The organism is Cohnella sp. GCM10020058 (genome assembly GCF_042683485.1).
GTDB lineage: Bacteria > Bacillota > Bacilli > Paenibacillales > Paenibacillaceae > Cohnella.
In genome coordinates this window covers 81,182-104,318 of the sequence record NZ_JBHUJV010000023.1, presented here as the reverse complement: position 1 = coordinate 104,318, position 23,137 = coordinate 81,182, and the positions used below count along the sequence as shown (strand labels likewise).

Sequence of the window (23,137 nt, the reverse complement as noted above, 5' to 3'; positions counted from 1 at the left end):
AGTGGCGCGAGCCGATAGAAAATACTTGTAGAAATGCAGGTTTTGGGCCTGCCCCGCCAAACTTCCGAAAGCTTTGGCACGCCGGTAGCGCGCCCACCTGCCCACGAATCAGGAAGGAAAGCATGGCGGCCTCTTTCTGCGCACCATCTTGCAGACTTCATATTTTTTATTCATAAGCAAAAGGCTCCGCCTGCGCATGTCGCGCCGGGCGGAGCCTTTTCGATCTCAAAGGTACAGAAACATTAAGCGAGCCAAGGATTTTTCATCAGCCAGACGACAACCAGAAAAATAATCAGAATGACAAAGCTCAGCGTCTGTACGCGCGAGATGTTGCTCGATGCGTCCTGTCCGCCGGAGGCTGAGGCAACGATCCGCTTAAGGGGCGCTTGTACGATGCCCGACAGCGCGCCGAGCGCCAGGAACAGCACGATAATCGTGACCATCCACGAAACTTTGTAGTCCGCTTGGGAGATCAGGTAACCGCCCGTCAGCAGTTGCAGGACCAACGAATATTGGCCGAATCGCCCCGCCGATACCAGTCCGCTGGCAAGGCCTTCCTGGGCCGGCGTGGACAGCTGCCGGAAGCGCTTGGCCAGAAACGGCAAAATGGCATAGATCCCCATTCCGATCGCTCCGACGATGTGCAGAAAAATCATAACGTTATACATCGCGATATGTACCTCCACAACCATAATAAGACAAGTCACACCTAGTATACACAAACCGGGCTGACAAGTAAAAAAGAAGGTTTACGAATCTTTTTATTTTTGGGAACCGGCGGCCTTTTCATGGCGTCTCATTTATTGAGGTGAAAGCAGTGGAATACGATTTTCTTAAGCATGTATCGACGACGATGGACGCTGCGACGCTTCGCGACGTCATGGACCGGTACGGGAACGATGTATGGAACTATGCTTATTTCCTGACAAAAAACAGAGAGATGGCGGACGAAATAGCGCAGGACGTTTTCATTAAAGCTTACTACCGCATCGAAACGTTCCATGGTCGATCCTCCCTTAAAACCTGGCTGCTCACGATTGCCAGAAACACGGCGTTCCGATATAAACGCTCTTCCTTTTTGCGCCGCGTTCACTTGCTCCCCTCAATCGGATCTGCAGGTTCCGGCAAATCGGCGGAGATTGAATTCATGGAGGAAACGTATGCCGACGATATCTGGAAGACGATTATGGCGCTGCCCGACAAATACCGCGAGGTGCTCGTGCTGGATATTCGCTACGACTTGTCGACAGAGGCTATGGCGAAGCTGCTGAACGTCGCATCGGGCACGGTCAAATCGCGGCTGCATCGCGCCCGTGAAAAAGTACAGCGGATGATGAAGGAGGAGTCGCAGTCATGAGAGAAGACAAACCGGCTTGGTACGAACGCGCAGGCAAAGGCCCGTTCGTCCGCGAAGCATTTGACGAAAAAATGCGAGAAACGATCGAACGGCGCGTTGCCGGCAAGCGCGAGCGGGCGAAACGCGGAATGGCGGCCTTTGCTTTAGCCGGCACGGCGGCGACGCTGCTCGCTGTCCTGCTGCTGACACGTTATCAGAGTCACTGGTTCGCCCCTTCCGAAGTAAACGTTCCGACCATCGACAATCCTGTGACAAGCAGCCCTCCTGAAACAGCTTCGGCAGTCGTGGTGCGGGCGGAAGGCGTATCAAAGTCGGGACGGCTGCTGGTCGTGCCGGTCGGCGAGGAGATGCAAGAGCATTTGGGCGCGTCGAGCTGTATCGGCACAGAAACGGACACACGGTTCGAAGGTGACTATCGCGTCGTTTACGTCGGCGCGGACGGCAGTGAACGCATCGTGGCCGAGCTGCCCGCATTGACATTCGTTCAGCCATCCGCAAAAAAGTTTCAGATGATGAAATTAACCTTCGCTGAAGCTACGGTATTTGTATTGGCCCCGCAGTATACCGATTGCCGGGCGATCTCATTCTATGCGTATGCCGTCGACGAAAGCGGTCAAGCGTTTCCGCTGACTTTCCGAACTGAAGACGGGACGATCGCTGACAGCTCTTATTATCCGCCGGACCGGATTCCTTCGGTTCGCGGCGGCCAACTGGTCCTCCCCTCGTCCGAAGGCCCGGGCGGTGAGACGGCAGCCGGCCCGCAGGATCGGACCTTTACCTTGGATCTGGCGGCAAAAGCCCTTATCCAGACTTCCTCCGACGGTAGAGCAACGAATACGGGCAAAAATTCTTCTTAAAGCGCCAAAAGACCGGCATCACGTTAGGGATGCCGGTCTTACTTGCAATTCTTATTTAAAACGCCCATGCGCCTTTGACGAATACTTGTTCCTCGCTGCCGTCCGCGCATACCCCGAAGATGTCCAGCTCGCCCGAGCCCACCATGAAGTCGGTATGAACGGTGCTGTTGTTCAAGCCGCGGGCCGACAGCTCCTCCTGGCTCATATCCGCCCCGCCTGCGACGCAAGAGGAGTAGGCGCCGCCAACGGCGAGGTGACAGGACGCATTTTCGTCGAAAAGCGTCTTGTAAAACAGCAGTCCGCTGTCCGAGATCGGCGACCGGTGCGGCACGAGCGCGACTTCGCCGAGATAGGCGGCGTTTTCGTCCATTTGCACCAGCGTCGCGAGCGCTTCGGCGCCTTTCGCTGCCGAGGTCCGAATCGCCCGGCCTTCTTCAAATTCGAAGGAAAAGCCGTCGATGATTTGCCCGGCGTAACTGAGCGGCTTGGTGCTCGATACAGTGCCCCGGACGCCGTCGCGTTTCGGCGCGGTATACACCTCTTCGGTCGGCAGATTCGGCACGAACCAGACGCCGTCGGCATTTTGCTTGCGCCCGCCGAGCCAGACGTGATCGTCCGGAAGCGCGATCGTCAGGTTCGTGCCGGGAGCCGCGTACCGCAGCGCGCGGTACTGCTTGGCATTCAAAATGTCCGCCCTGCGCTTCAGCTCGGATAGATGCGTCTCCCAAGCCCCCAGCGTATCCTCGCGGTCCGCCCGCACGAGCTTGAAGATCGCGTCCCACAGCAATCCAATCCGCTCCGACTCGGGCGCGTCAGGAAACACTTTGTCCGCCCACCCTTTCGACGGGGAAGTCGCGATCGTCCAGCTGAACTTGAAGCCCCGCGACAGCACGCGATAGTCCTTCATGACACGGCTCGCAGCCTTCTGCGCGTTGGCGATCCGCTCGCCAGGCACGCCGCTCAGCAGATCCGGATCGTCCGACATCAGATTAATCGAAGCCGCGCCCGCGCGGGCCAGATCCAGCTTTTCAGCCGCTGACCACTTGGGCTCCTCCAGAAAAGCCTCGTCCGGGGCCAGATCGTATTTCAGTCTCGTGACGACCTCGTCCGTCCAAAATACCTTCACATTTCGCGCCCCGGCCTCATATGCCTTTCGCACGACCAGCCTTGCCAGGTCCGCGCTGTCCAAGGAAGCGTTGACGGCGACCGTCTGTCCCGGCTGCACATTGGCGCCAATCTTGACGATAAGCTCGGCGTAACGGTCCAGCTTTTTCGTAAAATCGCTCATGTAAAACCCTCCTTATCGATCTGCTGCCGGGATGACGGTCAATTGCTTCGGATAACGCGTGAGCACGCCCGGCGTGCCGTCATCTTGGATGAAGACGTCGTCTTCGATCCGTACGCCGCCCACGACCGGATCGTATATACCCGGTTCGATCGTAAACACCATTCCTGGCGCCAATGGCGTCCCGTTCGCACCGGACATGGACGGCTGCTCGTGAATGTCCATGCCGAACCCATGCCCGACCCGGTGCGTGAACAGCGGTCCGAAGCCCGCCTTCTCGATTGTCTCGCGCGCCGCCGCATCTACCGCGGACACGGGAACGCCTGCCGCGGATGCGGCAATCCCCGCTTCGTTGGCGGCCAGCACCGCCTCATAAATGGCACGCTGGGCCCCCGAAGGCTCGCCGACGACAAAGGTTCGCGTGATGTCGGAGCAATAACCGTCCGCCTGCACGCCGATGTCGATAAGCAAAAAGTCGCCTCTGCGAATCGCATGCTGGCCCGGCACGCCGTGCGGCAGCGCCGAACGCGGTCCCGTGAGCACGATCGTCTCGAAGGCAGGACGATCCGCGCCGAGCTCTCTCATCTTGCGCTCGATCTCCGCGGCCAGCGCAAGCTCGGTCATCCCGATGCGAACCTGCGAGATCGCGTGAGCCATAACCGCCTCGACGATATCGACAGCCCGCTGAATCCGGGCGATCTCGTCCGCGCTTTTGATGATCCGCATATCCAGAATCGGCTGCTCCAGATCGGCAAAGCCGGCACCGGGATACACCGCCTGAATTCGTTCCGCTTTGGCCAGCGACACGGCGCCTTTTTCCACGCCGATCGACGGCGCGCCTTGTGCAGGCATGTGCTCGCCGAGCAGCGCATAAGCGTCGTCGACGTCCGAGATCGGCACGATCGCGAGGCCCGGCGCGGACTCTTCGGCGGCGGTAGCGTCTAGCAGCGGCACGAACAGCTTCTCGGCGCGATTGGCGCTGTCCAGTGCAAGCGCAAGAAAACGCTCGTGCGGATTGCATGCGAAGCCCGTCAGATAGGCGACGTTCGTAGGTGAGGTCACCAGCCCGATCCGCATTCCTTCCTTTTGCATATAAGAAATAAGCCGATCTCTTCGCGCTTTGAATACTTCCGATGACAATCGGACCCTCTCCCTTTCTCGTTAAGCATAAACAACTCCAAGGCCGTCTGACCTTGGAGTCGGGTAATGCGCAAGCAGCCGTTAGGGCCAATCAGGCGTTTTCGACGATCTGGATGACGCTGCGGACCGACTCCGCGGACTTGGCGAGCGCAGCCTTCTCGTCTTCGGTCAAGTCGAGCTCGAACACCTTCTCGATGCCGTCGCCACCGAGCACGGCCAACACGCCCATGAACAGATTGTCGTAGCCGTACTCGCCTTGCAGAAGGGCGATGACCGGGAGGATCCGCTTCTTGTCCTTCAGGATCGCTTCGGTCATTTGGACGAGCGAGGCGGCCGGCGCATAGTAGGCGCTGCCGTTGCCGAGCAGGCTGACGATCTCGCCGCCGCCGACGCGCGTGCGCGCGACGATCGCTTCGATCTCGTCCTTCGGCAGCAAGTGCTCGACCGGGATGCCGCCGACCGTCGTGTAGCGCACGAGCGGAACCATGTCGTCGCCGTGCCCGCCGAGCACGACGCCGCGCACGTCCTCGACGGAGACATTCAGCGCCTGGGCCAGAAACGTGTTGTAGCGGGCGGTATCCAGAACGCCGGATTGGCCGATGACGCGGTTTTTAGGAAATCCGAGCGCCTGGTTGGCGACATAAGTCATCGCGTCGACCGGGTTCGATAGAATGATGACATAAGCGTTCGGACTGGTTGCCTTCACGTTTTCGCAGACGGACCTGACGATGCCCGCGTTCGTGCTCACCAGATCGTCGCGGCTCATGCCCGGCTTGCGCGCGATGCCGGCCGTGATGATGACGACGTCCGAATCGGCCGTGTCCGCATAGTCCGCGGTGCCGACGATTTTGGCGTCGAAGCCTTGCACCGGCGCGGCTTCGGCCATATCCAACGCCTTGCCCTTCGTCGGATTCTCCAGTTGCGGGATATCGACCAGAACGACATCTCCCAGTTCCTTCTGCGCCAGCATCAGCGCCGTAGTCGCCCCCGTAAATCCGGCACCCACGACCGTAATTTTCGCCCGTTTCATTGCCATTCGAATTCCCTCCTAGAAGTTCCTCACGAATAGATTACCCGTTACCTCGCCTGCCTTACTCTTCCCTAGCTCTGCCATTGCCTTACCTATGCCCTGCCCTTGCCCTGCCCTTGCCTTAAAAAACAACAATCCCCCTCGCCGACACGTTAGCACCGACAAAGAGGACCGTTATCTATAGCTCTTCTCCCCCGCCAATCCCTCATCCCTGCGCCTCTGTCCCCCAACCGTTATTCGCCAGGGTGTCCAGAGGGCAAAGCCCTCGGAGTCCCCCTTTGAAGGGGGATCTAGGGGGTTGTGCATCCCCTGAAGGGGGATCTAGGGGGTTGTGCATCCCCGAATGGGGGATCTAGGGGGTGCATTCAACTACATGTTTTTAATAATTTCATCAGCGAACGCCGAGCACTTAACCTCGGTCGCGCCTTCCATCAGACGAGCGAAGTCGTACGTGACGATCTTGCTGTTGATGGACTTTTCCAGACCCTTGTAGATCAGGTCAGCCGCTTCGAGCCAGCCGAGGTGCTCGAACATCATAACGCCGGACAGGATAACGGAGCCCGGGTTGACGACGTCCTTGTCAGCGTACTTAGGCGCGGTGCCGTGCGTCGCTTCGAAGATCGCGTGGCCGGTCAAGTAGTTGATGTTCGCGCCAGGAGCGATGCCGATGCCGCCGACTTGGGCAGCCAGGGCGTCGGACAGGTAGTCGCCGTTCAGGTTCAGCGTCGCGATGACGTCGAAGTCCGTCGGACGCGTCAGCACTTGCTGCAGCGCGATGTCGGCGATCGCGTCCTTCACGAGGAGCTTGCCTTCGGACAGTGCGGACTTTTGCGCTGCGTTAGCCGCTTCTTCGCCTTGCTCCGCCTTGATTGCGTCGTATTGGTTCCAGGTGAAAACTTGGTCGCCGAACTCGCGCTCAGCCAGTTCGTAGCCCCAGTTCTTGAACGCGCCCTCGGTGAACTTCATGATATTGCCCTTGTGTACCAGCGTAACCGACTTGCGCTTGTGCTTGATCGCGTATTCGATCGCGGCACGGATCAGACGCTCGGAGCCGTCCTTGGATACCGGCTTGATGCCGATGCCCGAAGTCTCGGGGAAGCGGATCTTCTTGACGCCCATTTGCTGCTGCAGGAACTCGATGACCTTCTTCGCGTCAGCGGTTTCGGCTTGATACTCGATGCCGGCATAGATGTCCTCGGTGTTTTCGCGGAAGATAACCATGTCGACCAGCTCAGGACGCTTGACCGGCGAAGGAACGCCGTCGAAGTAACGAACCGGACGCAGGCACACGTACAGGTCAAGCTCTTGGCGAAGCGCAACGTTCAGGGAGCGGATGCCGCCGCCGATCGGCGTGGTCAGCGGGCCTTTGATCGCGATGATGTATTCGCGGATCGCGGTCAGCGTGTCTGCAGGCAGCCATTCGCCGTAAGCGTTGAACGCTTTTTCGCCGGCGAATACTTCGTACCAGGAGATTTGCTTTTCACCGCCGTATGCTTTTTCAACGGCTGCGTCGAGCACTCGCTGGGCAGCGCGCCAGATGTCGCGGCCCGTGCCGTCGCCTTCGATGAACGGAATGATCGGGTTGTTAGGGACGTTCAGGACGCCGTTTTGGTCGACTTTGATCGGTTCGCCGGATTGCGGCAGTTCGAATTTTTCGAGTTGCATGAATGGGTAGCCTCCTGGAATATAAAGTGATGGGTTGATCGTAAATGAATGGGCGCGAAGCCGAATGCCGAAGCGCGCGAAGACGCGCGGCAAACCGGCGCGCCGCGCGACCGGAGCGGTCGGACGGCACGCCGGAAGCCGCCTGGCTTCAAAATTAACGCTCGTCGATCGGCGCGTAGTGCTGGTCGACAGGACCGACATATTCCGCGCGAGGTCGGATGAGGCGGTTGTCGGCAAGCTGCTCGAGAATGTGCGCGGTCCACCCGGATACGCGGCTGATTGCGAAGATCGGCGTGAACAGATCGCGCGGGATGCCGAGGAGCGTGTAGCAGGAAGCCGAGTAGAAGTCGACGTTCGGCTTCAGGCCCTTCTGGCCCGTCACGAGCTCTTCGATGCGAACCGACATGTCGTACAGGCGGCTGTCGCCGTTCAGCTCGCTCAGGTTTTTGGACATTTGCTGCAAGTGCTTGGCGCGCGGGTCGCCCGTACGGTAGACGCGGTGGCCGAAGCCCATGATCTTCTCTTTGTTGTTCAGCTTATTCTGGATGTACGGCTCGACGTTGTCCAGCGTGCCGATCTCGTCCAGCATGACCATGACCGCTTCGTTGGCGCCGCCGTGCAGCGGACCCTTCAGCGCGCCGATCGCGGACGTGACGCCGGAATAGATGTCCGACAGCGTCGCGACGGTGACGCGCGCCGCGAACGTCGAAGCGTTAAGCTCGTGGTCCGCGTGAAGGACAAGCGCCTTGTCCAGCGCGGTAATCGCGACTTCGGCCGGCTCTTCGCCGGTCAGCATGTACAGAAAGTTGTGAGCAACGCCGACACCCGACTTCGGCGCGACGGGCTCTTTGCCTTGGCGCAGGCGCGCGAAGGCGGCGATCACGGTGCCCATCTGGGCTTGCAGCTTGATCGCCTTGCGATAGTTGGCCTCTTTGCCCGGATCGTTCGCTTCGGCATCGTAGAGCGCCAGGCTCGAGATCGCCGTGCGGAGCGCCGCCATCGAGTTCGCGTCCTTCGGATAGATACGAAGTCCGTCGATGACTTCGCTCGGTACCGCCGCTGCTTCGCTAAGCTGCGACTTCAGCGCGTCCAGCTCGCTTTGCGTCGGGAGCTTGCCGTTCCAGAGCAGATATGCGACTTCTTCAAAGCTCGCCTTCTCGGCCAGCTCGTCGATGTTGTACCCGCGGTACGTCAGCACGCCGTCGATAATGGAACTGATGGACGAGGATGCGGCGACGATTCCTTCAAGGCCTTTGGTAGCTGTCATGGTTCTCTCTCCTTCAATTCCAAGATAACGAATCAAATAAGCGCACGGCGCGCTATTCGGATAATCGGGACCGGCGGTTCGGACGCGCCCTCAAGCCAGCCGTCCGCTTAGTCCGCGTAAACCCTAATTACTTTCGGTTTTTAAAGCCTTATTCAATGATAAACGATTTCAATTGGGAATGGAACCGAACGAAACATAAAAATGCTTTATCGCATGTATAGACGAATACTCTCACATTCGCGCGCTGACGCGTCGGCGCGGCGATCCCGGAAGCCCGGATCGCCGCGATCATGCCGCTGTTTGCAAGCTCCGCTTCTCACATCGAGCCGACGTCCATGGTCGCGATATGGCGTTTGGTCTCTTCGGTCCCCCAATCGCTCAGGCGGCGATAGATTTCCTTGAGATAATAATCGTAGCCGTCGTTTTCCGGATCGTTGCTGTACTCCAAATAAGGCTGATGCGCCCGCCAATAGCCGGCCTGGTCGAATTCGTCCATCGAGTCGAACAGCTCCTGGAGCTGAACAAGCTCTTCTTCGCCAGCTTCGATCTCGAACTCGTAGGCGGCGTCGCCGCGATGCGAATTGATCGTCCTGGCCTGAACCGACACGTAATATTTGTTTTTTTCCATAAAGATCCTCCCCGCGCTGGCTGATGTTACACGTATTGTGTCCAAGCGTTCCGCGCATTTATGCCCTTTCGCGCATCGTCGGCAGGCCCGATGCTTTTGCGCGGGAGCCCGTGATGTTAGAATAGAGCGATATAGCGTAAAGGGCGGACGCTCGCTTCAGCGCGAACGCTGCCGGAGGAGGATTCTATGTCATTTACAGCCCAAACGACGGCTATGATCGATATCGGTTCCAATACGGTTCGTCTGTCAGTCTATCGCGTGACGGAAGAGGGCGCCTACCGCGTCATCGATCAAGGCCGCTGGCCGGCCAGGCTCAGCCAGCGCTTGACGGCGGACGGCAGGCTGCCTGCCGAAGCCGTGTCCGAGCTCGGTGAGGTGCTGCGCCATTACAAACGCATCTGCCGCATTCACGGCGCCGAGCGTATCCGTACGGTGGCTACGGCCGCGGTGCGCCAGGCTTCGAACCGGGACCAGGTACTGTCCGCGCTGTTCGAGGAGACCGGCCTTGTCATCGAGCTGCTGCCCGGCGAAGAAGAAGCCCGGCTTGGCAGTCTCGCCATGCTGCGCACGATGAACGTGGAAGACGGCTTCGTCGTCGACATCGGCGGCGGCAGCACGGAGATCACCCTGCTTCGGAACAGGCAGATCGTTTCTTCCGTCTCGTTTCCCATCGGCTGCGTCAATACGTCAACCCGCTTCGGTCTGGGCGAAGCGCCCGTCGCCAAGTCGACGCTGGATGCAATGGAGGCGGACATCTTGGACAAGCTCGGCGTGCAAGCGTGGATCTCCCAGCATCCCGGACTCCCGATCATCGGGCTGGGCGGCACGGTCCGCGCGCTCGGCAAGCTGCGCCAGCGCCTGGACGAATATCCCTTCGCCAACCTGCACGGGTACGAGATTCAGTCGGATCAACTGGCTTCCTCCATCGAGCTGCTCGCACCGTTGACGGTGGAAAAGCGCCGGAAGCTCCCCGGCTTGTCGAAGGACCGCGCGGATGTCATCGTGCCCGGACTCATTATCCTTCAAGCCGTACTCCGCTCGTGCCGTTCTTCCGGCATCGTCGTGTGCGGCGCAGGCCTTCGCGACGGCTTGTTCTACGATACCTGCTTGCCGGAACTTCAGATGGAGGGCGAGGACGCCGTCGCGGAAGAAAGCATCCGCAATCTATGCGCCCTGTACCCCGGAGCTCCCCTTAGCCATCTGGATCAGGTGAACCGGCTCTCGCTCGCCCTGTACGACCAGCTCGCGCCTGGCATCGAGATGCCTGCCGAATGGCGCCGCCTGCTGAGCGCAGCTTCCCGGCTCTTCCGAATCGGGGCCGTGCTCGATTACAACGATTGCGCGCAGCATACGTTCTACATTCTCATGCATGCGCACTGGAACGGCATGTCCCACCGCGAAAAGCTGCTCGTCGCGGCAATCGCCTCCTATCGAAACGCCAATGCGCTGAAGCGCAGCTTGACCGCCTACCGGGCGCTCGTCCGCCCCGGCGACGAAGAGCTCTGCGCCAAGCTTGGCATGCTGCTGCAGCTCGCAGCCGCGCTGGACCGCAGCGAGTCCCAAGCCATTACGTCGCTGCATGTCACCGGCGGCGTCGGCGGCCGACTGCTGCTGGATGCCGCAGCCAGCCATGCGCTGCCCGTCGAGACGACCGAGGTTCTGGCGCTTGGCAAAGACTTCAAGAAATGCTGGGGACTGACGCCATCGCTTCGCCTCGTCTAGCCATCATGCGAATTATCGCTTTATATCTCTTCATAAAAAAAAGGACGCCTATGGGCTTCCTTTTTTTTAATATAAAATTCTGCGCATCACTCTGACTTCGTAGCCGTATTTGCCACGCATCAGCTTCATCTGCTCGTTAATGTAGTCGTAAACTTCCTTCAGCCTCGACGTGTTCGGCCTAAGCGTCTCCTTGACTTCGCCGCCGACGATGACATCGAACTCGATCATCCTCGTCCCTCCTCTCCATTTCCATCCCGCAATCTTATCTTATGCCGGGAATGTAAATGGCAGATTAGGCGAATTAGTTATTCATGTGAAATCTTTGGCGTCGGCAATGGTCTTCCAAATTGGAATATCGCTGGAAGCGAACTGGCTGCGCAGCGGCGGCTGGTCGTTCTGGACGCGAACATAGCCGCCGGAAGGCAGAAGCTCCCTGGCCTTGACGTTATCCTGCAAGTTCAGCTCCAGCATGTTCCGAAGCGCAAGCCGGAGGCCGCGGTCGTATACCGGGCACAGCAGCTCGACGCGCCGGCTCAGGTTGCGGCTCATCCAGTCCGCGCTCGAGATGAACACTTCGTCCTCCCCGTCCGCAGATACGTACAGGATACGGGAATGCTCGAGGAAACGATCCACGATGCTGACGACGCGCACGTTGTCGCTTAAGCCCGGCACGCCCGGACGTAGACAGCATACGCCGCGCACGATCAGATCCACCTTGACGCCGGCTTGCGACGCTTCGTACAGCTTGTCCACCATAGGCTGGCTGGACAAGGAATTAATTTTCGCGACGATACGCGCGGGCTTGCCCTGCTTGGCGCTCTCGATCTCGCGATCGATCAGCTCGTACAGCCGAGGCCGAAGACCCGCAGGCGCCACCGCGAACGCGCGCCAATCGTGCGGCGTAGAATAACCCGTCATTTCATTAAAGAGCGCGGAAGCGTCCGCGCCGATCCACGGGTGACAGGTGAACAGTCCGGCATCCGTGTACAGCTTGGCCGTATTTTCATTGTAGTTGCCCGTTCCCACATGCACGTACCGGCGCAGCGACCCGGCTTCGCGACGCACGACGAGCGTGATCTTGGCATGCGTTTTCAGGCCGACCAGGCCGTAGACGACGTGGCAGCCCGCGCGTTCTAACTGCTTGGCCCATGCAATGTTGCGCGCTTCGTCGAACCGTGCTTTGATCTCGACGACAACCGTCACCTGTTTGCCCGATTCTGCGGCCCTCGCAAGCGCCTGGACGAGTACCGAGTTGACGCTGACCCGGTAGAGCGTGATCTTGATCGCGAGCACGTCCGGATCCTCCGCGGCTTCGCTGATAAAGTCGTTGACGACTTCAAAAGATTCGTAAGGATGATAGACGAGCGCATCCCCGCGTTCGCGCAGCACGGAGAGAATATCGTCCGCTACGTCGAAGGCTGCCGGATAGACGGGTTCGATCGGCGGATATCGCAGCTGCTCCATATTCGGAAGCGAGCCCGTAAACTTCGAGAGGAACGTCAGGTCGAGCGGTCCGTCGATCTCGAAGAGTTCCTCTTCGCCGACCTCGAGCTCCTCCATGAGCAGCTCCCTGGCCTGAATCGACATCCCCTTCTCAATCTCGAGCCTTATCGGGAAGCCTCTCCGCCTACGGCGCAGCTCCTTTTCCATTTCCTTGAGCAGATCCTCCGCGCCTTCCTCGTTAAGCGCCAGGTCGGCATTGCGCGTCACGCGAAACGCGTGCACGGACTCGGTCACGTAACCGCTGAACAACTGTCCGATCTGTACCCGGATGAGCTCTTCAAGGAGCAAATAAGCGTTTTTCCGGCTTCCTTTGCGCTTGGTGACCTCTACCGTTCTTGTAAGAATGGACGGCACCTGCACGATGGCAAAATAAATCCCGTTTTCCTGGTCCGATCCTACCATCTCCTCGGGTCTCAGCACGACCGCCAGGTACAGCTCTTTGTTGTGCAGCAGCGGAAACGGGCGGCTCGTGTCGACCGCCATCGGCGTCAATACCGGAAAGACGATCTCCTGAAAATAGACCGTCATCGCCTGTTGCTGCTCCTCGTTCAAATCTTCCCAGGAAGCCAGCGCAATATTTTCTTTGGAAAGCAGGCGCAGCAGCTCTCTGTACGTTTTGTACTGGAGCCTCACCATGCGTCCGACCCGCTTGGACAGCCGCTTGAGCAAGCCGCCCTGGGTATATCCGGTAAAGTCCGGCTTGTTGAACCCGGCCTTGAGCTGCTCTCGCAGTCCGGCTACGCGTACGCTCATAAATTCGTCAAGATTGCTCGACACGATCGATAGAAATTGAAATCTCTCGAGCAGCGGGGTGCCCGGGTCTTCGGCTTCCTCTAAAACGCGCCGGTTGAATTCAGTCCAGCTGAGATCACGGTTAATGTATTTTTGGGATCCGTGCATGCTTGTCGCTCTCCCCTTTTCAATTCGAACCATTGCGCTGCAATATTTGAAGCTACAGTCTTATGACCATTATGTTAGTGGGATGTTATCGCAGCGTCAAACAAACGTGAAGGGAATGTAAAATCGAGCGGTTATGATCCTTTTCGTCAGAATCTGCGAAACCCGCCGCCTGAAATCCGAAACGCCCCCGACTGCACTTTTCCTGCGAGCCAGCCGTAAAGACCCATCCTGAACAACGAGCGCGTCCACGGGAGCAGCATCGCGAGCCCGACGAGGTCTGACAGAAATCCCGGGACGATCAGCAGCAGTCCGCCCGTGAGCACGCAGATGCCGTCGAGGATCGCATGCCCCGGCATTTGGCCGGAAGATAACTGGAGGCGCGCTTCGACCCATACTTTGCGGCCCTCGGATTGCATCAGCAGCGCGCCGGCGACGGCGCCGGCGAGCAGCAGCAGGAAGGTCGGCCAACCGCCGATCCACCGCTGCATCATATAAATACCGCACGCCTCGAGCAGGACGACGACGAAAACGATCCACATCAAGCGTTTTAACATGGCAAACTCTCCTCTCCGTCTTCTCTTATACGGCAGCGCACGAATCGGCGTTGCAGCGGAAGCTTGGTCCCTGAACGAAGGGGATAACGTTAGAAAGTGCGCAAGAGCGGCAATTTTGCGTTCGAAGTCGGGACTTATTTTGTCGAAAACGAAGGCTCGTTACGCCTCTGCCAATGACTTGAATGCGGCCCAAACCTCCGGCAATTCCCGATCGAGCCGCACCGGCTTCCATTCCTTGTTCACCCACACGTGCTTGGTGCCGCCCGATACGAGCAATTCTCCCGCAGGATCGTCCTTGGCCACGCGTCCGACGCTCGCGGTCAGGTCGCCCTTCATAATTCGCGATTCAAACTCGATGCGCAGCGCCGTCTTGTCGGCGACTCGCGTGCAGACCGTGATCCAATCGTCGTAACGGGCCGGCTGCACGAAGTTGACGTCGAGCTTGACGAGCGGCAGCAGCAGCCCCCTCGTCTCGATCTCCCGGTAGTCGCAGCCGATTCGCCTCACCCATTCGGTACGCCCGATCTCGAACCAGTTCACGTAATTGGCGTGATAGACGACCCCCATCTGGTCGCATTCCTGATACCTCACTCTTAGCGGGTGCAGGAGCCATGCGCTTGCCATTGCTTAATCCTCCCTCGTTCGCTCAAAAGAAACGGGACGCAAGCGGAGCTTGCTCCGTCTGTCGTCCCGTTAGTTGATTTATTACAGTACCTTGGCTTGTCCGGTGTAGATGACGCCGTGCTCCGCGTAAAGCGTGATCTCCATGCCGTCGTGCAGCAGCTGCGTCGCGTTCTCGACACCGATGATGACCGGAATGCCGAGGTTCAGACCGACGACCGCCGTATGCGACGTGATGCCGCCCGTCTCGGTAATGACGGCTGCCGCTTGCTGAATCGCCGGCATGTACTCTCTGTCCGTCGCCGGGGTGACAAGGATCGCGCCCTCGGTCATCTTGCTGATGGCTTCGTCCGGCGAAGTCGCGACGACTACGCGGCCGGTCGCGCTCTGCGATCCGATACCTTGGCCCTTGGCAATGAGTTCGCCGATGTTGTGGATCTTGATCAGGTTCGTCGTGCCCGAGCGGCCGACCGGTACGCCCGCGGTGATGATGACGGTGTCTCCCAGGCGCACGATGCCGGAGTGGATCGCGCCTTGTACGGCGATGTCGACCATCTCGTCGATCGTAGCGGCGGACTTGCCGTCCACCGTGATGACGCCCCAGACGAGCTGCAGACGGCGGCGAACTTGCTCGACCGGCGTTACGGCGATGATCGGGGACTTCGGACGGTACTTGGACACCATCCGTGCCGTATAGCCGCTCTCCGTGGACGTGACGATCGCCTTGGCGTTCAGGTCGAGCGACGAGTTGGCGACCGCTTGGCTGATCGCTTCGGTGACGGTCGTCTGCTGGGCTTCGGCCTGCTTGGTGAAGATCTCTCGATAGCGGAGCGCGGACTCGGCACGCTCGGCGATGCGGGACATCGTCTGAACCGACTCGACCGGGTACTTGCCCGCGGCCGTCTCGCCGGAGAGCATGATGGCGTCAGTGCCGTCGAAAATGGCGTTGGCGACGTCGGACGCTTCGGCGCGCGTCGGACGCGGATTGCGCTGCATCGAGTCGAGCATCTGGGTCGCCGTAATGACCGGCTTGCCCACGCGGTTGCACTTCTCGATCATTTGCTTTTGGACGAGCGGCACTTCTTCGGCCGGAATCTCGACGCCGAGGTCGCCGCGCGCGACCATCAGGCCGTCGGATACTTCGAGAATCTCGTCGAGGTTGTCCACACCCTGCTGGTTCTCGATCTTGGAGATGATCTGGATGTAACGCGCGTCATGCTTTTCCAGCAGTTCGCGGATCTCGAGCACGTCGCTCGCGCGTCGGACGAACGAAGCGGCAATGAAGTCTACGCCTTGTTCGATGCCGAAGCGGATGTCGTTGGCATCCTTCTCGGTGATGCCCGGCATGGAAATCGCGACGCCCGGCACGTTGACGCCCTTCTTGCTCTTGATCGGGCCGCTGTTGACGATCTGGCATGCGATCTCGGTGCCTTCGATCTTGGTCACCGTCAGGCCGATCAGGCCGTCGTCGATGAGGATCGTCGAGCCGACGTGCACGTCGCCCGGCAGATCCTTGTAGGTAACCGGGATACGGTCGCGGTCGCCGAGAATCTCTTCGGTCGTCAGCGTGATGTGCTCGCCCGCCACCAGCTCGATCGGCTCTTCCTTCAGCTTGCCGAGGCGAATCTCGGGGCCCTTGGTGTCGAGCAGGATCGCGACGGTCTTGCCGAGTTCCTCGCAGGCTTGGCGGATATTTTTGATCCGATTGCCGTGCTCCTCGTAGTCGCCGTGGGAGAAGTTCAAGCGAGCCACATTCATGCCTGCGTTGATCAGTTTTTTCGTGTTTTCGAGCGATTCGCTGGATGGACCGATCGTACAGACGATTTTCGTTTTGCGCATGATTAATGTTACCTCCATTGGATGTCAAGCAGACGGATCATACCGTATACCACCGATTGTACCCGCCCCGACGCAGATTCAGACGCCGGAACGGTAATGCCGATGTTAAAACTCATACCGAACGCCCGTCCGAGGATCGGAAGGGCGCACGGTCATGCTCATACCAGCTCCGGCGCGGCGAACTTGCCCACACTGCGGAACTTGCGATATCGGTCCTCGACGAGCGCCGCCGGCGACAGGCCGGACAGCTCCTCCAGGTGACGCCAGATCGCCGTCTTGACGGCCGAGGCCGTCTGTACGGGATCCAGATGCGCGCCGCCTTTGGGCTCGGGAACGATCTCCTCGATGATGCCGAACTCGAGCAGATCCTTGGCTGTGATCTTCATCGCCTCCGCCGCCTGGTCGGCTTTGGAGGCGTCCTTCCAAAGGATCGAGGCCGCGCCGTTCGGCGAGATGACGGAGTATATGGAATTCTCCAGCATCAGGACGCGATTGCCGACGCCGAGCGCCAGCGCGCCGCCGCTCCCGCCCTCGCCGATCACGACGCAGATCACGGGAACCCGGAGCAGCGCCATTTCCTTGAGGTTGCGGGCGATCGCATCGGACTGCCCTCTCGCCTCTGCGGAATCGCCGGGATAGGCGCCCTTGGTGTCGATGAAGGTGATGATCGGCCGCCCGAACTTGTTCGCCTGCTGCATGAAGCGAAGCGCCTTGCGGAAGCCCTCCGGATGCGGACTGCCGAAAAACCGCTGAATGTTGTCCTTCGTATCTTTACCCCGCTGGTGGCCGACTACCGTGACGGGCACGCCGTTAAGCCTGGCGATGCCGCCGACGATCGCCAGATCGTCCCCATACAGCCGGTCGCCGTGCAGTTCGATGAAATCCTCGAAAATCTCATTGATGTAATCGAGCGTCGTCGGCCTCGAATGCACGCGGGCCAGATGCATGATCTGGGCGCCGGACAAATTGCTGTATATCTCGTCTTCGAGCTTCTTGTAAGCTTCTTCGAGCCGGGCGATCTCCTCGCTGAAGTCGATGCTTTGCTCGACGCCGACTTTTTTGAGATGGTCGATCTTGCGGCGCTGCTCGGACAACGGGCCTTCGAAGGGGAGCTTATTGTCCATCTGAAGCACCTCCTGCGACATGCATCTCGAGCAGATTCGTCAAGAACGCCTTCATGTCCTTGCGGTGCACGACCTTGTCCAGCTGGCCGTGTTTGAGATTGAACTCGGCCGTCTGGAAGTTGTCGGGCAGCTTCTGCCGGATCGTCTGCTCAATGACGATGCGTCCTGCGAAGCCGACGATCGCGCCCGGTTCGGCCAAAATATAATCGCCGAGGCTTGCGAAGCTGGCGGATACGCCGCCGAGCGTCGGATCGGTGAACACGGAGATAAACAATCCGCCTTCTTCCTGGAACTTCGCGAGCGCGGCGCTTGTCTTAGCCATCTGCATCAGGCTCAGGATGCTCTCCTGCATCCGGGCGCCGCCCGACGTCGAGAAGAGCAGCAGCGGCAGCTTCTTCGCGGCGGCAAGCTCGATGGCGCGCGTCACTTTTTCCCCGACGACGGAGCCCATGCTGCCGCTGAAAAAGTCGAAGCTCATGACGCCGACGACGACCTTGATGCCTCCGAGCTCGCCTTCGCCGGTGACGACCGCGTCCTTAAGACCGGAGCTCGCCTTCTGCTGCTCCAGCTTGGCCTTATAGCCGGGGAATTCAAGCGGATCCTCAGAGGTCAGGTCCGCATCGATCTCAAAAAAACGCCCGTCGTCGAGCGTCATCGCAATGCGCTCCAGGGCGTTGAGACGCGAATGATGACCGCAGGTGGAGCACACCTTGAGGTTCTTCTCCCATTCCTTGCTGAACTGAATGTTGCCGCACTTGGGGCAGCGATTCATCAGACCTTCGGGAATCTCGCGCTTGGGCCGCTCGCCGGCCGCAGGGGCCTGGGAGACGGAAGGAACGGTAGCATATTTCTTCTTCTGGAATAAATCCTTAAACACAGCGACACCTCACAAGGCGCAAAAATGGCGGTCCCGCCGGCGGCGGGCGGTGCTCCGCACGGGTATGCCCCGTACGGAGAAAACGCGGCCCGCGCGGACGAAATCCGCAGCTATCAGGCGCGACATGCATAGGACGATCCGACCCGCGAAGGACGGCAATCTGCCGCATGAGTCACATATGCAATATACTGCCGAGCACTTCTTGAACTTCTTGCACTTCACCGGAGGGCACCAATATCTCGTATTGCGGCTTGACCAGGTTAATCGACCGGACCCGGACGAGAAACCCCTCGCCCTCCAGACGACTCTGAATCCGCTCCGCAATCTTGGCGGTCGGCGCGATATAAATGACCGTCCACATGACGCGGTACCTCCATAGGTGATCGATTCTACAATAAGGAAATGATAGCATACAAAGATCGGGACTAGCAACCGTGACACGCCTTGGTGACGGGGCCGGCGGGGCGCAGCGCTGGGCAAAGCGATGCGCGCCGGCGGATGAAAACGGCGGCCATCTCCGCTTGCGGCGCGGCTTTGGCGCATATCCGGGAGGCCGCGAATTCGCGCGTTCGCGGCGCCGAATTTATTTCGCGCGCGGGCGTCGCGTGCGCCGAAGACGTCGCAAGACTGGTGCCGCGCCTTGCGATCGTGAGACTCCGGGCGCGGTGCCGTGAGACCCTGGAGGCGATGCGACGCCGTAGGATTGAGTAAAAACGCACGACAGGACTCTGAAGCAAACGAATTAGTCCAATGTTTGCAAAAATAATGACACATCAAAGCTGGCGTTAACGCCGTTTTGCGCTTATCGGCACAGAATCATGCGGGTTTTCCGTGTAACTCCGCTCCCAGGTGCGGTTTCTGCGAGAGTTACACGGTTTTTCCGTGCAACGGCGCTCCCAGGCTCACATTATTAGCAAAGCATGCCGCGGAACATCGGCAACACACTAATTATTTGACCTTCGCCGCTCCCGCGCCGAGCAGGCGCTCGACGGCGGCCGTCAGTGCGACCGACGGAAGGACGCGGTAAGAATCGTTCAGCGCCAGCGATTTGCGCTCTCGTTCGTAGAACAGTACGGTCTGCAGCGGCCCCTTGTGCTTGGCGAGCAGTGCCTGCAGATCCTTGAGCACGGACGGCGCCTCGTGTCCGGCGTCGATCCGGACGTAGAAGCGCTGAGCTGCAGCTACCGCTTCACCGCTATCCGATCGACCCGCTCCGCCGGCTCGTGCCTTGTCCGGGGGCGACGCCGGCTTGACGACGGACGTCGACCGGCGCATGCCCTCCGCGGCGGCAGGCTTGGCTTCGGCCCGCTCCGGGCGGCGACCGACGTCAGCGCCTGGGCCTAGCCTGCCGCCGCGATAGCCGCCGGAGCCGCCTCTGCGCATGCGGGCCGCCTCGCGCTTCAGCGTGTCCGCCGCCAGCGGTACGATCTCGTCCGCCAGCAGCTTGAAGTCCTCGTCGCCCTGCTGGAGCTTGGCCCGCACCAGCAGGAGGGCGCCTTTTCCCGCGAAGGCGGACGCCGACTTCCAGACGGACGGGAACACGACGAGCTCCGCACCCATGATCCGGTCCTCCAGCTCCAGGAAGGCCATCGCCTGACCGCTCTTGGCCACGATCGGCTTGAGCGAGACGACCATGCCTGCCGTAACGATCTGCGAACCGTCCTCGGCCTCAGCCAGATCGGCGAGCCGGTCCAAGCCCGCTTCCTCCCACAGCCCGTCGAATGCATCGAGCGGATGTCCGGACAAATACAGTCCGAGCAGTTCCCGCTCGAGCTCCAGCGTCTGACTCTGCGTATACGGAGCGACCTCCGGCAGGTCCACCTCCCAGTTCGGCGCGTCGCCGAGATCGAACAGCTCGAGCTGCAGCTCTTCCTTTTCCTTGCGCCAGATCGCCGCGGCCTCGACGGATTCGTCGAGCGCCGCAAGCAGTTGCGCCCGATGGCCGGGCAGCGCGTCGAGCGCGCCGCACAGCAGGAGCGACTCGAGCACGCGCTTGTTGCAGGCGCGCGGATCGACGCGCCTGCACAGATCGGACAGGCTCTCGAACGACCTGTCGGTCCGCTCCTTCATGATGCTCTCGATCGCCTGGGTGCCGACATTCTTGACGGCGGCGAGCCCGAAGCGGATTGCATTGAACGCGCGCGCGGGATCGTCGGACGAGGCGCTTGCATGCCGCGCAGCGTCTAGCTCAGTCGCAGCAGCCGTGCGTACGGGCGTGAACAGCACCCGGCTCTCGTTCACGTCCGGCGGCAGCACGGGAATGCCCATGCGCCGGCATTCGTCGACGTATTCCGCCGTTTTGCGCTGGTTGCCGATGATCGAGGTGAGCATGGAAGCCATGAACGGGACCGGATAGTGGGCTTTGAGGTACGCCGTCTGAAAGGCTAGCACGCCGTAAGCGGCGGCGTGAGCACGCGGGAAGCCGTAGTCCGCAAACCGCAGGATCATGTCGTAGACCCGGTTCGCTTCTTCGTCGGTATATCCCTGCCCCAGGCTCCCCGTCACGAAGTGCGCGCGCTGTTCGTCGAGAATCTCCCGTTTCTTTTTGCCGACCGCCCGTCGGAGCAGGTCCGCCTCGCCCAACGAGAACCCGGCCATCCGGGACGCGATCTGCATGATCTGCTCCTGGTAGACGATGATGCCGTACGTGTCCCGCAGGATCGGCTCGAGATCCGGATGCGGATATTCGGCTGCGATCTCGCCATGCATCGTCTTGATGAACTGCGGGATGAAGTCCATCGGGCCAGGCCGGTAAAGCGCCACGACGGACACGATGTCCTCGAACGATTTGGGCTTCATGTCTCGCAGCACCCGCCGAACGCCGGCGGACTCCATTTGGAAGACGCCTGTCGTATCGCCGCGTCCGAGCAGCTCGTACGTCGCCGGGTCGTCGTAAGGAATGTCCTCCCAGCGCAGCGCCTTGCCCGTCGACTCGAGCACGCTCTGCATTGCGCGTTCGATGATCGACAAATTGCGCAGGCCGAGAAAATCCATCTTGAGCAAGCCGACCGCCTCAAGATGCTCCATGGAATACTGCGTCAGCGGCACGCCCTCCGCCCCCTCCTGCAGGGGAACGTAATCCGTGAGCGGCTCGGAGGAGATCACGACGCCGGCCGCGTGCGTCGACGCGTGGCGGGGCATGCCCTCCGCGCGCCGCGCCATCGCGATCAGGTCCGCGATCGGTCCGCTCTTCTCCGTCAGGGCGCGGAAGTCGGGGTTGTCCCTGGCGGCACGGTCGATGGACATGCCGGGCACGCCGGGAATGAGCTTGGCGGCCCGATCCACGTCGCCGTACGGCAGGTTGAGGACGCGGCCTACGTCGCGCACCGCCGCGCGGGCGGCGAGCGTGCCGAACGTGATGATCTGCGCGACGTGGCCGCTGCCGTACTTGGCCGCGACGTAGCGGATGACCTCGTCCCGCCGCTCGTCGCTGAAGTCGATATCGATATCGGGCATGCTCACGCGCTCCGGATTCAGGAAGCGCTCGAACAGCAGCTTGTGTTTAAGCGGATCGACGTCCGTGATGCGGAGGCTGTAGGCAACGATGCTGCCGGCGGACGAGCCGCGTCCGGGGCCAACGGCGATGCCCTGCTCGCGCGCGTAGCGAATGAAGTCCCAGACGATCAGGAAATAATCGCTAAAGCCCATCCGCGCGATGACGTCAAGCTCGTACCGCAGCCGCGACTCGGCCTCGGCGGCGCGCTCCGCAGCGGCGCCCCCGCCGTCCGCTCCAACCGGCGCCTCACCGCTACCGTACCGCTCCCGCAGCCCGGCCAGGCACAGCTCCGCCAGGCAGGTCTCCGCCGTCATCCCTTCGGGGATCGGCGAGAACCTCGGCAGTATATGCGCACCGAGATCAATCTCCAGCTCGCAACGCTCAGCGATGAGCGCCGTATTGGCCACCGCCTCGGGCCGATGGCGGAACAGGGCGGACATCTCCTCCCCGGTCTTCATGTAAAGCTGCGACGTTCCGATCCGGAACCGGTCCTGGTCGTCCACCGTCTTGCCGGTGCCGATGCAGATGAGCACATCCTGCAGAACGTGATCTTCCTCGTTCAAATAATGCGAGTCGTTGGTCGCGGCGAGCGGGATACCGAGCTCGTCCGCCAGCTTGAGCACGCCTGCCGTAATACGCTTTTGGTCGGTCAGGCCGTGATCCTGGATCTCGAGGAAGTAGTCCTCGCCGAACAGCTCCCGGTAGCGCAGTGCCGTATCGCGCGCCTCGGCGTCCCGTCCCTGAAGCAGATGCTGGGACAGCTCGCTGCTCATGCATCCACTCAGGCAGACGAGCCCCTCGGCATGCCGCGACAGCGCTTCGAAGTCGATGCGCGGGCGGTAGTGAAAGCCTTCGAGGTGGCCGATCGAGCTGAGCTTCATGAGATTGCGGTAGCCGGCCGCATTTTTGGCGAGCAGCGTCAGATGATAGATCGGCTGGTCGCGGCGCGAAGCCTTCTCCAGCCGGGATCCTGCGGCGACGTACGCTTCCATGCCGATGATCGGCTTGATCCCCCGCTCGCGGCAAGCTTTATAAAAAGGAATTGCTCCGTACATGACTCCGTGGTCGGTGAGCGCCAGCGCCTTCATGCCGAGCTCCGCCGCCCGCGCCGTCATATCCTTGATGCGCGAAGCCCCGTCCAGCAGACTATATTCGCTATGGTTATGAAGATGGACGAATCCGCACATCGCCATGCCTCCCCGTGTTCCCGTTTTTGTTCCCATTAATCGAATTGTATCATATCGGCGCGGGCACGTCCCATACATATAAGCA

At 60.3% G+C, this 23,137-nt stretch carries 19 protein-coding genes; 3 read left to right on the top strand and 16 right to left on the bottom strand.

Features of this window, described 5'->3' with window-relative positions; translation table 11 throughout:
* Positions 1–242: 242 nt before the first annotated feature.
* Positions 243–668 carry a DUF2269 family protein gene (locus ACFSR7_RS33620; RefSeq protein WP_378169016.1) on the bottom strand — a complete coding sequence of 142 codons (426 nt, stop codon included), beginning with the start codon at positions 666–668 and terminating at the stop codon, positions 243–245.
* Positions 669–817: 149 nt separating this feature from the next.
* Here ACFSR7_RS33620 and ACFSR7_RS33615 point away from each other — a divergent pair, with 149 nt between their 5' ends.
* Positions 818–1,357: an RNA polymerase sigma factor gene (locus ACFSR7_RS33615; RefSeq protein WP_378169015.1), complete on the top strand. Its 540-nt coding sequence runs from the start codon at positions 818–820 to the stop codon at positions 1,355–1,357.
* Positions 1,354–2,214, top strand: coding sequence for a hypothetical protein (locus tag ACFSR7_RS33610; RefSeq protein ID WP_378169014.1), 861 nt, complete (start codon positions 1,354–1,356; stop codon positions 2,212–2,214). Before ACFSR7_RS33615 ends, ACFSR7_RS33610 begins: the two co-directional genes overlap by 4 nt.
* A 55-nt stretch (positions 2,215–2,269) precedes the next feature.
* Here ACFSR7_RS33610 and ACFSR7_RS33605 read toward each other — a convergent pair whose 3' ends face one another.
* The 6 genes from ACFSR7_RS33605 to ACFSR7_RS33580 all read right to left on the bottom strand — a co-directional run bounded on the left by ACFSR7_RS33605 (position 2,270) and on the right by ACFSR7_RS33580 (position 9,229).
* Positions 2,270–3,502, bottom strand: a complete 1,233-nt coding sequence (locus tag ACFSR7_RS33605; protein ID WP_378169013.1) for an aminopeptidase — start codon at positions 3,500–3,502, stop codon at positions 2,270–2,272.
* A gap of 12 nt (positions 3,503–3,514) precedes the next feature.
* Complete coding sequence (locus ACFSR7_RS33600) at positions 3,515–4,639, bottom strand: M24 family metallopeptidase (RefSeq protein WP_378169012.1); 1,125 nt, start codon at positions 4,637–4,639, stop codon at positions 3,515–3,517.
* Between the two features lie 91 nt (positions 4,640–4,730).
* Entirely contained in the window at positions 4,731–5,675 is a 945-nt protein-coding gene (gene mdh, locus ACFSR7_RS33595; protein WP_378169011.1) for a malate dehydrogenase, read from the bottom strand.
* 363 nt (positions 5,676–6,038) lie between these two features.
* Positions 6,039–7,334 carry an NADP-dependent isocitrate dehydrogenase gene (gene icd, locus ACFSR7_RS33590; RefSeq protein WP_378169010.1) on the bottom strand — a complete coding sequence of 432 codons (1,296 nt, stop codon included), beginning with the start codon at positions 7,332–7,334 and terminating at the stop codon, positions 6,039–6,041.
* A gap of 154 nt (positions 7,335–7,488) precedes the next feature.
* Complete coding sequence (citZ, locus tag ACFSR7_RS33585) at positions 7,489–8,601, bottom strand: citrate synthase (RefSeq protein WP_378169009.1); 1,113 nt, start codon at positions 8,599–8,601, stop codon at positions 7,489–7,491.
* Positions 8,602–8,917: 316 nt separating this feature from the next.
* Positions 8,918–9,229, bottom strand: a complete 312-nt coding sequence (locus ACFSR7_RS33580; protein ID WP_378169008.1) for a hypothetical protein — start codon at positions 9,227–9,229, stop codon at positions 8,918–8,920.
* 186 nt (positions 9,230–9,415) lie between these two features.
* Between ACFSR7_RS33580 and ACFSR7_RS33575 the strand changes: the two genes are divergently transcribed.
* Complete coding sequence (locus tag ACFSR7_RS33575) at positions 9,416–10,951, top strand: Ppx/GppA phosphatase family protein (RefSeq protein WP_378169007.1); 1,536 nt, start codon at positions 9,416–9,418, stop codon at positions 10,949–10,951.
* A 66-nt stretch (positions 10,952–11,017) separates the two neighbouring features.
* Here ACFSR7_RS33575 and ACFSR7_RS33570 read toward each other — a convergent pair whose 3' ends face one another.
* From ACFSR7_RS33570 to ACFSR7_RS33530, 9 genes are all read right to left on the bottom strand, one after another.
* Positions 11,018–11,179, bottom strand: a complete 162-nt coding sequence (locus tag ACFSR7_RS33570; RefSeq protein ID WP_090109908.1) for a mechanosensitive ion channel protein MscL — start codon at positions 11,177–11,179, stop codon at positions 11,018–11,020.
* 81 nt (positions 11,180–11,260) lie between these two features.
* A complete protein-coding gene (gene ppk1 / locus ACFSR7_RS33565) occupies positions 11,261–13,387 on the bottom strand; it encodes a polyphosphate kinase 1 (RefSeq protein ID WP_378169006.1) in 2,127 nt (708 codons plus the stop codon).
* A 113-nt stretch (positions 13,388–13,500) separates the two neighbouring features.
* Positions 13,501–13,908, bottom strand: a complete 408-nt coding sequence (locus ACFSR7_RS33560) for an FxsA family protein (RefSeq protein ID WP_378169005.1) — start codon at positions 13,906–13,908, stop codon at positions 13,501–13,503.
* A gap of 159 nt (positions 13,909–14,067) precedes the next feature.
* Positions 14,068–14,532: an acyl-CoA thioesterase gene (locus ACFSR7_RS33555; RefSeq protein WP_378169004.1), complete on the bottom strand. Its 465-nt coding sequence runs from the start codon at positions 14,530–14,532 to the stop codon at positions 14,068–14,070.
* 81 nt (positions 14,533–14,613) lie between these two features.
* Positions 14,614–16,368 carry a pyruvate kinase gene (pyk, locus tag ACFSR7_RS33550; RefSeq protein WP_378169003.1) on the bottom strand — a complete coding sequence of 585 codons (1,755 nt, stop codon included), beginning with the start codon at positions 16,366–16,368 and terminating at the stop codon, positions 14,614–14,616.
* Between the two features lie 158 nt (positions 16,369–16,526).
* A complete protein-coding gene (locus ACFSR7_RS33545) occupies positions 16,527–17,492 on the bottom strand; it encodes an acetyl-CoA carboxylase carboxyltransferase subunit alpha (protein ID WP_378169002.1) in 966 nt (321 codons plus the stop codon).
* Positions 17,482–18,369 carry an acetyl-CoA carboxylase, carboxyltransferase subunit beta gene (accD, locus tag ACFSR7_RS33540; protein ID WP_378169001.1) on the bottom strand — a complete coding sequence of 296 codons (888 nt, stop codon included), beginning with the start codon at positions 18,367–18,369 and terminating at the stop codon, positions 17,482–17,484. The genes ACFSR7_RS33545 and accD overlap by 11 nt, the downstream gene beginning before the upstream one ends.
* A gap of 172 nt (positions 18,370–18,541) precedes the next feature.
* Complete coding sequence (locus tag ACFSR7_RS33535; RefSeq protein WP_282907571.1) at positions 18,542–18,730, bottom strand: glutamate decarboxylase; 189 nt, start codon at positions 18,728–18,730, stop codon at positions 18,542–18,544.
* Positions 18,731–19,317: 587 nt separating this feature from the next.
* Positions 19,318–23,052 (bottom strand): DNA polymerase III subunit alpha, encoded by a 3,735-nt coding sequence (locus ACFSR7_RS33530; protein WP_378169000.1) that lies wholly within the window; start codon positions 23,050–23,052, stop codon positions 19,318–19,320.
* Positions 23,053–23,137 lie beyond the last annotated feature (85 nt).